Source organism: Citrifermentans bremense, from assembly GCF_014218275.1.
Taxonomy (GTDB): Bacteria; Desulfobacterota; Desulfuromonadia; order Geobacterales; family Geobacteraceae; genus Geomonas; species Geomonas pelophila.
This window is the reverse complement of sequence record NZ_AP023213.1, coordinates 3,099,410-3,113,381: the sequence shown is the minus strand read 5'-3', so window position 1 is coordinate 3,113,381 and position 13,972 is coordinate 3,099,410. Positions and strand designations below refer to the sequence as shown.

The window sequence follows — 13,972 nt, the reverse complement described above, 5'->3', positions numbered from 1 at the left end:
GTGGGCACTTGGCAGGAGCTCCTGGAGCGCGCCCGAGAGGCGTACTTGCTGCCGGAACCAAGATCGTCATGGCAGGATGCGCTGGAACGCGCCGCAGGCGAGCTCTCCAGCTCATTCTGGAGCGAGAGCCTCGCAGTGGCTCCTGACGAGACGATAGCGACCGTCGCCTCGACCCTTGCCTTTCTCCTGGAGGGTGCGGGCCCCTCCGGCCGACTCACCATTCCTGCTGATGGCATCCTTCCATCCCGTGCTCACCGGCACCTTCGCGATCTCGGTCGGCTCCACGAACGGATGGGCTTCCTACTCCCACCCCACCTTGAGGTCATCTCCTCGATTCTAGGGGGAGGGCCGGAACAGACGATCCGTTCCTTACGGGTCTACCGTGATCCGGTGCGCCTGAAACTCAACCCTTGGCAGGAGGCGCTCCTCGGGAAGCTCTCACGTGATTGTTCTGCGGACGGAGGGCGCTTTGCTGCGCTCCATACCGCTCTGACGGCTTGCGTTCCTGCCGCCAAACCGGAAACTTCACTCGGTGCTCTTCAGCGCAACATTTTCGGAGCAGGTGCGGCAACCGTGTCGCTCGATCCTTCTGTGCAGTGCCTGGCAGTGAGGGATTTTCTGGAGGAGGTTGAGGTGGCGGTGGGGATGGCCCAGCAGGCGCTGTCCGGTGACCCCGCACTTGAACCGTCCGACCTCGGTTTCCTGGTCCCGGACGAGCGGTGCTATCTTGACGCTCTTGATCTCCTGTGTCGCCGCGCGGGACTGCCGCTGTCCGGCCTTCCCGTGGAGAAGCCGGTGCGCGACTTGGGGAAGGAGGCGGTATTCTCGTTTCTTGCTACCCGCCGACAACCGCCCCCCGCGCTGGCCCTGGCCGCGCTTCTTTCTTCTCCGCTCATGCCCTGGAGCCGGGAGACCGGTAACGATCTCGCTCAGGAGGCAGTGGGCGAGGGTGCACCTGATCTGCGGGCGCCTCAGGGCATGGCGGAAAAAGGGAAGCGGATGCTGCGCCTTCTGGCCAAGCGTATCGATGATGCGGCCGCTTTGGCCAAAGCGCTGCTGCGATTCGCTGCGCTCCTGCGTGGTGTTGAGGGGATGGAAGTGCATGTGGCGCGCGCCCTAGCGACGATAAAACGGTGCCGGGCGGAGCTCACGGAGGAAGGGGCGGTGCCTTGGGGGGACCTCATGCGGATCGCCGCGCCGGAAACGGTGACTGGTCCCGCGGCCGGGGTCCTGGTGCGGGAGGGAGCAGCGGTCTTTCTTGACTACGAACTCCCATGGCGCCAAGTGCGACACCTCTTCGTGCTCGGTTTCGTTGACGGCCGCTATCCGCGGGAGCCCTCGGTGTCGTCCGTCTTTTCCGACGCAGATCTCGAAGCTCTTGCGGCAGCTGGCTACGCCGTCGAGCCCCCCAGCGCAGGGGCAATGCGGCGCCGTTCCGAACTGCGTGAGCAGATCGGGTGCGCGTCGCAGCGACTCAACCTGTTCATGCCCCGCCGTGATCCCTTTGGGAAACCGCTGCGCCCCTCCCAGACCCTCACCTACCTCGCCAAGGTCTTCGGAGCGGACGAGCCCGACGAACTGGTACTGGAACTGGACCGGGAAGAGGAACGAATGAAGGTGGCTTCTCTGCCGACCGCCCCGCCGTCTAATCCGCTGCCTCAGCGCGAACTGAAAAAGGACGACCTCTTCCTCAAGCGGGATCTCTTGGCAATCCATTGTTACGAGGACGGCTCGCCTAAGCCGCAATCCCCTAGCAGTCTCGACACCCTCATGGTCTCGCCCTTGGCATGGCTCCTTAGCCGAGCCGGCCTACAGCCGCGGGAGTGGAGCCCGGAGTCGCTGGATGTCGCTTCCAAGGGAACCCTCGCCCACCACGTCTTCGAACACCTCTTCAGGCCCGGCCAGCCGCTTCCGAGCCCCGCGGAGGTGAAAGCGCGGGTGCCCATCCTGCTCGACCAGGCGATCGAACGGAAGAAGCCGCTTCTCTTGGAGCCGGAGTGGCACGTGGAACGTCGTCATCTCGCAAAGGAGGTCGAGGTGGCGGCACTGCACTGGAGAGGGCTGTTAGAGCAGATCGGGGCGGAGGTCCTGGGGAATGAAGTCTGGCTCAAGGGGGTGCTCGACACCCTGCCCATCCACGGCAGTGCCGATCTGTTGCTAAGGCTCCCGGGAGGGCAACTCTACGTAGTCGATTACAAGAAGGCCGGGAGCGGACAGCGGCGCGAGCGCATGAAAAAGGGGTACGACAGTCAGGCATCCCTGTATCGTCTCATGATCCAGACCGGCGGCAGCAAGTCTGCTGAGGGTGCCCTCAAGGAGGCGCTGGAGCAAGCTGGCGAGATTGGGGTGGTGTACTACCTGATGAATGATCAGACCGCCCTTGCCGACAGCAGTGGCTGGATCGACGGGAAAGTGGCGGGAATGGAGGAGCTGGGCTCCGGAATCTCCGTTAACGCCATAGAGCTGATCAGGGAGAGGATCGCCGAACTGCGCCTGGGGAAGGTGACTCTAAATCACGAGGGCGATCCGGACTGGTTCAAGTCCAACGCCGGCATCACCATGTACGCCGTGGACGACACTCCGCTCATACCACTATTCATGAAGGACGACCCCGGCGACGAAGGTGAGGATACCAACGACCAAGTCCGGCAAAGGGGGAACAACTGATGGCCATACCGCCGCTTACTATCATCCCGGCGGGAGCCGGATCGGGGAAGACCTATACGCTACAGAAAACCTTGGCGGAGTGGGTGGGCAAGGGATGGGTAGAACCGGATCGCATTGTGGCAGTAACGTTTACTGAAGCCGCAGCCGGGGAGCTGAAGGACCGCATTCGCGAGGAACTGGTCTCGCGGGGGCGGCTTGATGACGCTCTCAAGCTAGAGCGCTCCTATATCTCCACCATCCATGGCTTCGGTCTTAGGGTGCTCAGTGAATTCGCCTTCGATGCCGGGCTCTCTCCGGCGCCGCGTCTCTTGAATGAGGACGAGGAGGCGGTTCTGATACGCACGGCTCTTGCGGCAGCCGACCGAGCGGAGGATGTGCTGGGGAACCTTGCCGCCTACGGCTACCGTTACAACTTCAACACCGGTACCGGTGCTGAGGATCAGTTCAAAGAGCGGGTGCTGCAACTGATAGCGAAGCTTCGCTCCATAGGGCGTTTGGAGGAGGATCCCCGGATCACGCCGCATGCGCTGAAGATGGTCGAGAGGGTATACGGGCAGACGGCGCAGGCCAAGCCTCTCAAGGAGGCGCTGCAACGGGCGGTGACGGCCCTCCTGCAAGCCTTTCCCAAGAGCCTCGTTCCTCTTTTTACCGGGAACAAGACAGCTGAAAAGGAGTTTCGGGAGGACTTCCTGGCTCTGGCCCGCGCCTCCAATCCCGAGAACCTGGATCAGGACTGGCAAACTTGGCAGCGTCTGCGGCAGCTCAGACTCTCCAAACGGGGTGCCCAAACCCCGAGCGGCTACGATGCGTTGGCGGAGGCGGTGATGGCGGCCGCCGAGGCGCTTCCCACTCACCCGGGCCCCCGGGAACAGGCGATGAAGCACGTCGAGGGGCTGCTGGAAGTGAGCCAGGAATGCCTGAATCGCTATGCCGCGGGGAAGAGGGTGAAGGGACTCGTGGACTACAGCGATATGCTGGCGATCAGCCAGCGCCTCCTCGCCCAGCGGCCGGACGTCCTCGAGGAGCTGAAAACGCGGGTGGACTGCTTGGTCATCGACGAATTCCAGGACACGAACCCCCTGCAGTTCGCCTTGGTGTGGGCACTTTTCTCAAGCGGTGTCCCTGCGGTGATTGTCGGCGACCTCAAGCAGGCAATCATGGGCTTTCAAAATGCGGATCCGCGTCTTCTGGAAAACCTGGCAGCACGTAATGACACAAAGCCTTTGACCGGTAACTGGCGCTCAACTCCGAAGGTCATGAAGTGGGTGAACCAGGTGGGGAAGGGGCTGTTCGGCGATGCCTATACCGAGCTCGCGCCCATGGCGGATTATCCGAGCCACCAGACGGCGTTGGAGGTGATGGACTTCGAGGAGGGACCGTACCGGGGCAGCACGCGGATACCCGCTCAGTACATGGCGCTCAGAATCCGCGATCTTTTAGCGGATGATAAGCAGAAGATCTACGACAAGCGCCTCAAGAAGGAGAGGAGGATCCGCGGCGGAGATGTAGCGGTTCTCTGTCCCATCAAGGAGCGGCTTGAGCGGTACGCCGAGGCCCTACGGCAATTGGGCATCAAGACACGCATGGACGAGGACGGTTGGTTTGATTCCCGCCCCGTGCAGATCGCCTTTCATGCCCTCAGCTACCTTGCCGACCCTTCGGATCGTCATGCAGCCCTTTATCTGGCGGTGACAGAGTTGGGGGTGCATGATCTCCAGAGCGCCGTAGCGGAGCTCTTAGACGGCCGGAAACTCGACGACCCGGTGCTGGCGAGACTGGATGCACTGGTCCCATCTTCCGTCGAGGCCACGGTGACAGAACTGGTGGCCTCGGCGCTGGAGGCACTGGACCTCTATGGTGTCTGCAGCAGTTGGCCCGATGCCGCCTCGGCGCGCGCCAACCTGCTCCGGCTGCAGGGTGAAGCTGCGGAATTCCAGGGCGCGAACGTCGAAGCCCTGGTCAGCGGCAGATACTATGGCAGCGGTTTGAAAACTTTTCTTGCCTGGCTGCGTGGCAAGGTGGAGCGGGATAACAAGCAGCCGGCACCACGGGTACTGGACGAGGACGCCGTTGTGCTCACCACCTGGCACAGCTCCAAAGGAAGAGAATGGCCGGTTGTCGCTGTCTGCGCCACCGACACGGAGGTTTATTCGCGTTTTCCCGAAATGTCCGTTGTGTACGATGATTTTGACAACTTGGCTGCAGTTCTCGATAAAGCGCGTATGGAGATTAGCCCCGCTTTTGTGGCTCCTGAGACGCAGGAGCGCTTTGCCGAGCCGCTGATGCCGGAACTTCGAGAATCCGCAGTTCGCCTTATTTATGTCGCCATCACGAGGGCGCGCGAGAAGGTGATCTTGGAGTGCCGCCGGTACCAGGAGCCTGAAAAGTGCTCGTACTGGACGATTCTCCAGCAAGCGGGACGGGTCGAGATTGACGGTAACAAGATGATCGTGCTTGGAGAGAAGTTCGACTGTCGCGTGGTGCAGTGTGGAAAGCATGCCCCCGAGGGTTTTGAAGACGAGACATCTCAGGGGGCAAAGGAACTTCCATCCTTCGGCAGGCGGGCGATCCGGCCGGGCGCGGTGTACTGTAAGCTGACACCGGAAGTCGTTACACCCTCCTCGCAGCATGGAGCAGAAGCGGGGAGGATAATCACCATAGCTTATGGGGAACCGCTCCGTGTGGATCTGGAGATCAAGGGATTTGACCGCGGGACCTTCCTGCACCGGTGTTTTGAAGCCTCCGTGGATACTCCTGATCGCCTGCAACTTGTGGCGGATTCTCTTGGGGTAATGCTAAGCGAGGCGGGAAGAGTTGCTATCGGTGTGGGGATAGAAGCCTTCCGCACCTGGCTCAAAGATTCCTTGGTGGCGGAAAGGGGCCATGTGGAAGTGCCGATCCTGGCCCAGAATAAGGAGGGCAGCGTGGTGGCCGGTTCCATCGACCTGCTGGTAGAGACCCCTGCCGGTCTGTGGATAGTGGATCATAAGAGTGACCAATCGGAGGAATTTGACCGTCTTTTTGCTTTTTATCGGCCACAACTGGAGGTTTATCGTGAAGCAGTGTACTCCCTGTGGCCAGATAAGAAGGTTTTAGGTCTTGTCATCAACTGGGTGAGCCATGGGAAGGTAAGCATGTCCGAGTTGTAGGGGGCTAAAAGCCTGCGTATCGCTAAATGTGGGACGAGGATGGACGGCTTCGGGTCGCTTATCACCAACGACAAGGCCGTCGGTGGCCTTCCACCTCCGCAGTGTCCGCAACTCGATCCCCCAGAGGTGGCCGGTGTGGACCGGCTTCGAATTTTAACCCAGTATCGGCGTCCAACGGTGCCCCCCCAGAAAATATTGAGGAGTGTTACTGATTGCAGGTTGGGTCTCAAGATGCCGATGGTGGGTTGAAATTGGAGTGCGGCCGGGCAAGGTCGCGTAATCTAGCGGGTGAGAATCCCGCCCCAGAAGGTTGGCCAACCAGGGTAGCAAGTCCTTGGAAGCATGATGGTAACATCATGCTTTAAGCGTAGGACAGCAAGCAGGCAGGCCGTAAGCCGAAAGGGTGAAGGGAATGAGCCTCGAAAATGAAGCAATGGGAGGGGCGACACTGTTCCAATAGTGGAAGCCAACTCAGGCATCGCCAATAGATAAGCCTTTCCAGAGCTTATGTACCTGTCATGGGTAAACATGAGCTCTAAGATCCCAGGAAAAGGCCCAGTAGCAGTTCAAGACTTTATTTCCCGATGACACTCCTATTCTTCCTCCAACAAGTATCTGAATTCATCCCCGTTGTCCCTGCACATATCTTCGTGGCCTTGTCCGTTATGATGCCGCAGTAGAGCCCGCGGCGGTCGAACGTTGATGTGTTGGTTCGGGACTTCACTCCCACGGATTAAATAAACTCTCCGTGCATCGTCCCATGTCTTTGACGTTCCGCGTCACAACAACCAGCCCCCAATTGATAGCCGTAGCGGCGATTAAGGAGTCCATTACCGGAAGCGTTTCGCCTCTGCTCGCTGAAGATCCCAAAAGTCTACCCCACGCCATGGCTGCATCCCTATCCACATCCAAGATCCTTCCCTTAAATCGCTCTGTCAGGTCGTCTTCGAGCCACCTCTGAAGAGTTTCCTTGCGCTCACCATCCGGTAACTTGCTGATACCCTTTTGGATCTCTCCTATGGTCAATACGCTTAAAAACAGGTTCTCTTCGTCACAGCCATCCAGCCAAACCACTACCTTTGCGTCTGGCTCTTTTTTGACCAATTCTGAAACCAGGCAGGTATCCAGCAGATACTTCACATTCACAGATCCACCTCCCGAGGCAGATCGGTGCTGCGCGTGAGATCGAGTTCGACATTATAAAGTGGAGACTGAGCAAAAAAGGCGGATAGAGATGTTTTAGGCTTCCCAACCATCTTCCGGTACTCCTCGATGGAGATGACCACCGCTGCCGGTTCACCGCGAAGAGTGATGGTCTGAGGGCCTACGGATCGGGCCGAGTTCACCACCTGGCTCAGACGGTTCTTTGCATCCTGGAGTTGCCAGGATCCGACGTGTGGGGAATGTTTTTTATTATTTTTCATAGGGTTCTCCTCAATCTAGCCAGTCTAGCTAGATGCTATCATGTTTTCGTTCAAATCCAAACAAAAACTGTTGGCAAACGCTTCTGGTGCATCGGTCAGTGTGTTGCATCCTCCGTGGCCAGGTCCACGGACGCTTGAGCCAAGTGCATAACCAGAATAAAAATTTTTCTTTTCCTGGAATCGCACGGGTGAGATCCCGTAGTTCGACTCTTGGTTCATACCAATGTTAAACGCATACTTGACACTGGTTGTATATATTATTTGTTTGATTTAACATTAAAGAGGATGTTCCCCAATTGACGTCCAACACCTTTGAGAGTATGTTTTTGTAGTTTCTAATTTGTTTATGCTATTTTACCCCTCTGTTGTGTGCCCGCAAATAAATAAAGTCAACGCTTATGGCAATAATGATCCCCGACGAGATAGAGGAGTTTACCACCTGCGGGGAGGAGGCATTCTACCGCTTCCTCCGCTTAGCAGCAAAGCCCGACGAACGTTTCTGTGTCTGGTACTCACCTGATATCTTCGGCCGAGAACCGGACTTCGTGCTGTTCTGCCCGGAGGTTGGGCTCATCGTATTTGAGGTGGACGAGGGACAGGACGTCTACAACTTATTGACAAGAATAAGAGAGGAGACAAATGATGCCTAAGTATGGACGCGGGTTGAATCGAGAACTTGTTGCAATGGTCAATGCAGGGCGTATTAGGGAGCCTTTTGGAGTCAGAGAGGTGCGCCAGTTGATAGAGATTAAAGGTTGGACCCCATCCCCCACAGAAAACTACATTAACTGCTGTCTAGCCGACGGCGCGAGCGAGAGCCATAGCAGTAATTACAAGAAGTATTTCGAGTCAGTAGCAGATGGAAGATACCGGCTGCGCCAGGAGTTTCGAAACGGGGATTGGCTATGATTTCAATGGAAGAGTTGAAGCCTATTGCAGCAGCTCATAATGGGAAAATACTTGAGACACTGCATCAAGGAAAGCGGTTTCAGGTGGATGTCACAGCTAAAGGTCTCCAATATACCCCAGAAAGCACAGGGACGCCTCGCCTTCACCGGTGGCTCTATGTTGAAAGGGTTTTAAACAGGTTCAATGACACAAACTCTTTCTCTCCCAGCGATTATCATGATATCTCGGCCAATGCTACCTACCTTCTTGCCTTGATCAAAGCACACAGGGCATGAGGAAAACAGAGCAAGTCTGCGACGGAGCAGTAATGAAAGTAGGTAATTGAGGATCTATTCGTTTTTTTTTCTCTTTCCTCAGACGTTTCGGTCAAGCCACGCCTCCAGCGGACCATCTAGCCGTAGACCTGGGTAGTGTGCTTTCAGCCACTCCGCCGAAATGTCGAAGATCAAAAGGATTCGCACCGGTTGGTGATCGAGCGACCGCGCCAGCAGAAACCGTTTCGTCCTCTCGATGGTCTGAAGCTTATAGACCTTGTCCCGTACTCCCTCCGGGTAATTGGCATGGTAGAAGTGGAGGTTGAAGGTCCTGGTGCCGCAGCCCAAAGCCTCAGTTTCTCCACCCTGATGGGGGAGTAATGACGGATATCCCCGAATTCACTGCCTAAAAATTCGTAGGCATACCAGCGTTCCGGTTCGATCATGAATCTCATACCTTCCCCTTAAGGGCCGCGACAGCGGCGTCAAATGCCTTGCAGACCTCGGCGACCTGGATCATCAAAGCCGCTTCGTCGACAGGTTCCTGCAGATGGGAGTGTTCCTTAACCCATGCCTCGATCCTTTCTGTCCGCTCCAGTCGCTGTGCCGGATCACTGACCTTCCGCTCAATAAAGCTCCTCCAATCCGCTTCTCGCTTTTCATCACCGTTGCAGCGCGGGCAGGAAAGCACCCGGTTGGAAATATGGTTGGTCCCACCGCATTGAACCGGGACCAGGTGGTCCATATGTCCTTCGCGCGCCATTCGGGCCAACTCACCCCCGCAGTAAGCGCAGCGTGAGGAAAAATAGGTCCAGATCGCCGCCTTCTCAGGATAGGTGAGTTCCCGGTCCACGATCGCGCGAAGCGACCTCTTGATTGTGTTCTTGGCCATCGCCGGAGTGATCTTGGCCATTATGCCTCCTAGAGATGGGGTCAGTTTAATGGCACAAGGCCTTTGCTTGAAGGGTGCGCCCCAGGCCGATGATCGGGCCCGAAGCAATTGGCTATCGACCTCGGCGTAAACACCAGGCCACCTCAAGTACAGGAGTTCATTTCATACCAATCTCCCCCTCAGATACAGCACATATATTAAAAAACTGACGCAGGACAAGTTGAAAGTGGCACCTAAATGCCAATCCCTCTTGTAGCATCTGACAGCTAAAAGCAAGTGAAGCACAATGATTGAACAATAGACAATATCGGATCTCAGCACTTTGTCTTTCTCCTTCGTATAGCGTGACTGCGAACTCACCTTGACAATTAGGCTATGTTTATAATAAAAACATTAAAAACGCAATGAGACAAACATTTTTGTCCTGGTACACCGAACTGTTGAGCGGTTTGACTGTTGATCTGCTTTCGATGAAGGTCTGGTAGTTTCCTTGTCTTCGCGACATCTTTCGTCGCTTTGGTGGATATAATGCCAGAAGGGCACCCTCCTGAATAGTACCTCCCCCAACTTATTCCTCGAGGACTTGGGCCACTACGACCCATGGGAAATGGCCTGTGTCTTTTGATCTGGACCTCAACGAAATGTTTCTCCGATATTGGCCAAGAGACGTGGTGAAAGGAGGCGGTCGTGCCTAACGGCGGCAGTGATAATTGCGGTAATTGCGTCTGGAACAAGACCGAAGGAGATCGGACCCGACCCTGTAGTTGTGAACTGCGGGGGGCTCGGGTTACCAACCCCTTCTGGACCTACTGTGACAACTTCGAGGAAGATCGACTCGGCACAGGTAAGTACCGACCATTCGTCCGCGGTCCTATTTACTCGTCCGGCATATTTCAAGGATGGTACACTCGCATACCCTGGCTTGGTAACAATGAGCCGCAGACTCACACCTCTGGCATCTGCCGTGTTACCGGTGTTAAGTTTTCCAAGGGGATAACACTTGCCATTCAGGAGACTGGAGAGGTCCTCGGCTTCGCGAGCAATGATATCTATTGCCATTGGCTGGAGGCGCGTTTGGGTGCCAGTGGTGACTCTCAGCCTGTCATCAGGCAGAGCAGCGGTGACAAGGCGCTGCACGGCGCCTATTCCGATTTGTTCCACCAGGGGTACCTTTGCTGCGACTACATGCACCTTGGTATGGACAAGCATTTCGACTTCGACCTTCCCAGTGCGGCCAACGACGGTGACTTCTGGAAATTAAGGGATAAGATCCGCGGCGCAATCATTTGCGGTGCTATAGGAGACGCAATGGGGCGTCAGGTCGAGTCGCAGGATCCTAATGGTCGTCTGCCAGTTTCCTGGTATGCCCCATGGCGCGGTTGGACGTCAGGACCAACTGGCACCATCACGGATGACACTCAGCTAACTTGGTGGCTTGCCGACTCCCTTCTTGCAAAAGGGGGGCTCGATCCCGATGATTTGGCGCGGCGGTTCACTGCAGAGCGAATCCGGGGCATAGGTCAGGCCACGCGCGAATTTGTCAGGAACTACAAAGACAAGCGACTCCCTTGGTACCAAAGCGGTATCCAGTCCTCAGGCAACGGTGCGTCGATGCGCGCTGCGCCGGTGGGGATATTCTTCAGAAATGATTTCGACGAACTGAAATTGGCTGCTGGCATGCAAGCGATGGTGACGCATAGCGACTCGATGGCTATTGCCAGCAGCATTGTCATGGCTTACGCAACGGCCAAACTGCTCAGGATGGACCTGCACCAGATCGATGATTTGGGGACCATGACACTCTTCTGCAGAGACTTGGCTGAATCGATAGCGGGTATCGAAGACGGGAGCGGATACGAAACCCGGAATGGCGGGAAGCCTGCCACATTGGCCCAGCGGATAGGACAGGAAATACCCAATTATTTGGAAGTGAAAGCAACGCCGGCTGAAGTCCAGAAGGCTTTCTGGAGTGGTGCCTACGTACTAGAGAGTCTGCCCTTTGCCCTCTATTGTTTCCTGTACTCACCCGGCCACTTCGACCGCGTTTTGAGCCATGCTGTCAACGAGAGTAGGGACGCCGATACCGTGGCCGCCATGGCCGGCACCCTATGCGGGGCGCTCAATGGGCTTACCTGTAACGCGGACCGAAGGTACTGGCTTAAACGAAAGTGCTACTGTGACCAAGACCTATGGCCTGCGACGCCACTTGACGATAGCAAAGACTATTTGGAGGAGCTGGAATTCAGAGAGGAATTGCTGTGTTTAGCAGACAGACTTGCTGTCAGAGCATGGTCCGAGGGGGAACCATCCTGAATGTGGGGTCCACCAGCGGCCGTCAAATTGTCAAAGACTTGCGATGTTCGAGAAATAGAAGATGGCATTCTAATAATTTTTAGGAGGCGAGATGTCTTTTGAGTTCAGGGAAAATCTGAGACGGTTCAACAGGAAGGAGCGCTTCTATGTGGTTCAGGAAGCCACGCGTGGCGGTTTCGAGCTCGATGATACCTTCAGGCAGAGGCTAGAAGCAAAATTAAGAATAGCCATTCCTGCCCAGTCCGTTTTCATGGCTATGGATTATCATTTTGACTGGATTTACGCTAGCTTGTTCCTCTGTGGGCACGATCGCGACATCGAACGCGATGTGTTTAAGCGAGACAGGGATTTGATAAAGGCCTCGCAGGAGGACGTTGACCTGCTTATTGCAGCTCCTGACGCTTCCAACTCTGCATTGACAAATTTGATCATGATAGAGGCAAAGGGCGATACCTCGTGGACAAACGCGCAAGCTGAATCGAAGGCCGCTCGTTTGCAGAGTATGTTTAAACCGGGAACTTTTGAACACATTTTGAGGCCTTACTACCTTATCTGGTCGCCAAACCCTTCCAAGAATCTACGGTTCGACTGTTTCCCTCAGTGGGCGTTGCATGGTGGAGAGGTCCCGCACCTCAAACTCACGATGAGTGAAGAACTGAGGAAGGTCACGTGCTGTAATCAAGATGGGAAAAACCTGCTTGATGGCGACTACTGGAAGGTTGATAACGCAGGACGGTAGCCCATGATTTCAGTCCCTAGGGGGTACCAATGCCCACTCTGTCCAGACCACAAGGACGATGAGGACGAATACGTATGGAGCGACCTGCTTCAGGCCCCGGTCTGTGGGGCGTGTGTCTACGACATAGTTAACGGCTTTGAGGGGGGGAACGACGCTCCCGCGACTGACCAGTATAACCACGCAGAGACCATTGCTCGGATCCTACAGTTGACTGGGCTCACTTTCCAGTAGGCGAAGTTCAAATTCCTGCGGCGACACGTGGAAGAGTGGTCTGGAAAGGTGTCGGAAGAAATGAAAAAGGCCGCCCCCCATCAGAAGAGTGACCAGGAATTGAAGGAGTGGAATGCTGCATTGGACCGTGAGATGGTCCAACTGCGACTGTTACGACGATCAGCATACCCAGCAGGAAACTTTACCACGCTTCTTGTCTGGCAGGAGGTCGTCCTGGAGATGGGTGCGGCATTCAAGGAGTGGGACGCACCTGATGCGCAGGAATGGCTGAAAGGCGCTTGGGAAAAAGTCGCTGCCGCAGGTCAGGCAACTTATCAGGATGACCTAGAATACACAGAAGTGGTACTGAGGTTGATTGCCCTGTTTGACTTCTACAGGGAGTTCAGCGATTTATTCGCTGATGGCTGTGGGATCCCCAAGGAAGAGACCGTGGCACATGCTTTGAAACTGGAGAAGCAGAATGTGATGTTGCTGATTGGGAAGCACGGCGCCTACGACGCCTTTTTCCGTGAGGGGTTTGCCGAGGACCCTTTTTCGACGGCGCCATTTCGTACCTATGCGAGAGTCATTTTTCAGAAGAGGTACAAGGGATTCTCTTGAGAGGATGTAGCCCAGCTGAATGGATTTTCGCCACCTATTGGATGGACGGCGACCTTTAAATGGAAATAGATGATGGAAAGGAAACAGGAGGGCGAAAGGGAAAAAGCTTACCTTCAGTCTCCAGCAACCCGCGAGCGGCGCCGCGGCCGGGAAGGGTGCCGCCGCGGACCACTGGGTGGCTGAGCGTCCGGGGCCATCCCCCTGTCTCCCTGCCAAAGTGAACCCATCGGCGATGGAGTTCCCCGACGGTTCGCTGTCACCGTCGGCAAGCCGGTCATCACCGGCAGGCAACTGCCGTTGGCCGGAGCGCCTACCTACGACCAACTGGGTACCGCATTGCACGCGTTCCTTGCGGCTGACCTCGCGGCGCGGCAGGCCCGCCCGGAAGGGTCTCTCTGCTGGAGGGGATCCTGAAGAGGCACGGAGTGTGGGGCGTCCTCAGCGCGGAAGGTTTCCTCGACAACTGCGACGGCTTTTACCGGTTCCTGGACGGGATGAAGCCGGGTCGGCTGCTGACCGAGTGGCCGGTGCAGATGTGGCTGGGGTCCCAGCTGATGGTTGGAACGGCCGACCTGCTGTTCGAGACCGCCAAGGGATGGGTTGTCATCGACCACAAGAGTTTCCCCGGGCCGCCGTCTCTGTGGGGCAAAGAAGCCGAAGCCTATGCGGGACAGCTCAAGGCGTATGCCGACTCCTTAAAGCTTGCGACTGGCAACCTGTTGCCGGAACCTATCTTAACTTCGTGCTGGCAGGCGGCGTGATGGAGGTAGTGGTGGAATAGCTTGCCGGGCGTC

Annotated in this window: 11 protein-coding genes; 8 read left to right on the top strand and 3 right to left on the bottom strand. The window is 56.4% G+C overall.

The window, feature by feature from the left end; translation table 11 throughout:
• Positions 1-2,667 carry a PD-(D/E)XK nuclease family protein gene (locus GEOBRER4_RS13590; protein WP_185242756.1) on the top strand — a complete coding sequence of 889 codons (2,667 nt, stop codon included), beginning with the start codon at positions 1-3 and terminating at the stop codon, positions 2,665-2,667.
• Positions 2,667-5,816, top strand: a complete 3,150-nt coding sequence (locus tag GEOBRER4_RS13585; protein WP_185242755.1) for a UvrD-helicase domain-containing protein — start codon at positions 2,667-2,669, stop codon at positions 5,814-5,816. Before GEOBRER4_RS13590 ends, GEOBRER4_RS13585 begins: the two co-directional genes overlap by 1 nt.
• Before the next feature lie 720 nt (positions 5,817-6,536).
• Here the strand turns inward: GEOBRER4_RS13585 and GEOBRER4_RS13580 are convergent.
• Positions 6,537-6,962 carry a type II toxin-antitoxin system VapC family toxin gene (locus GEOBRER4_RS13580; protein WP_226377788.1) on the bottom strand — a complete coding sequence of 142 codons (426 nt, stop codon included), beginning with the start codon at positions 6,960-6,962 and terminating at the stop codon, positions 6,537-6,539.
• Positions 6,959-7,240: a type II toxin-antitoxin system Phd/YefM family antitoxin gene (locus GEOBRER4_RS13575; RefSeq protein ID WP_185242754.1), complete on the bottom strand. Its 282-nt coding sequence runs from the start codon at positions 7,238-7,240 to the stop codon at positions 6,959-6,961. The genes GEOBRER4_RS13580 and GEOBRER4_RS13575 overlap by 4 nt, the downstream gene beginning before the upstream one ends.
• A gap of 398 nt (positions 7,241-7,638) precedes the next feature.
• Here GEOBRER4_RS13575 and GEOBRER4_RS13570 point away from each other — a divergent pair, with 398 nt between their 5' ends.
• Together GEOBRER4_RS13570 and GEOBRER4_RS13565 are read left to right on the top strand one after the other, a co-directional pair.
• A complete protein-coding gene (locus GEOBRER4_RS13570) occupies positions 7,639-7,890 on the top strand; it encodes a hypothetical protein (protein ID WP_185242753.1) in 252 nt (83 codons plus the stop codon).
• Between the two features lie 255 nt (positions 7,891-8,145).
• On the top strand, positions 8,146-8,424 hold the full coding sequence (locus GEOBRER4_RS13565) for a hypothetical protein (RefSeq protein WP_185242752.1): 279 nt from the start codon (positions 8,146-8,148) through the stop codon (positions 8,422-8,424).
• 430 nt (positions 8,425-8,854) lie between these two features.
• Here the strand turns inward: GEOBRER4_RS13565 and GEOBRER4_RS13560 are convergent, their stop codons facing one another.
• The gene (locus GEOBRER4_RS13560) at positions 8,855-9,316 is read right to left on the bottom strand and encodes an HNH endonuclease (RefSeq protein WP_185242751.1); all 462 of its coding nucleotides are present in this window, start codon (positions 9,314-9,316) and stop codon (positions 8,855-8,857) included.
• Between the two features lie 666 nt (positions 9,317-9,982).
• Here GEOBRER4_RS13560 and GEOBRER4_RS13555 point away from each other — a divergent pair.
• The 4 genes from GEOBRER4_RS13555 (at position 9,983) to GEOBRER4_RS13540 (ending at position 13,939) form a co-directional block, all read left to right on the top strand.
• Complete coding sequence (locus tag GEOBRER4_RS13555; RefSeq protein ID WP_185242750.1) at positions 9,983-11,608, top strand: ADP-ribosylglycohydrolase family protein; 1,626 nt, start codon at positions 9,983-9,985, stop codon at positions 11,606-11,608.
• A 91-nt stretch (positions 11,609-11,699) separates the two neighbouring features.
• Positions 11,700-12,347: a hypothetical protein gene (locus GEOBRER4_RS13550; protein WP_185242749.1), complete on the top strand. Its 648-nt coding sequence runs from the start codon at positions 11,700-11,702 to the stop codon at positions 12,345-12,347.
• Positions 12,348-12,638: 291 nt separating this feature from the next.
• Complete coding sequence (locus GEOBRER4_RS13545; protein WP_185242748.1) at positions 12,639-13,178, top strand: hypothetical protein; 540 nt, start codon at positions 12,639-12,641, stop codon at positions 13,176-13,178.
• A 425-nt stretch (positions 13,179-13,603) separates the two neighbouring features.
• Positions 13,604-13,939: a hypothetical protein gene (locus tag GEOBRER4_RS13540; protein ID WP_185242747.1), complete on the top strand. Its 336-nt coding sequence runs from the start codon at positions 13,604-13,606 to the stop codon at positions 13,937-13,939.
• Positions 13,940-13,972: the final 33 nt, after the last annotated feature.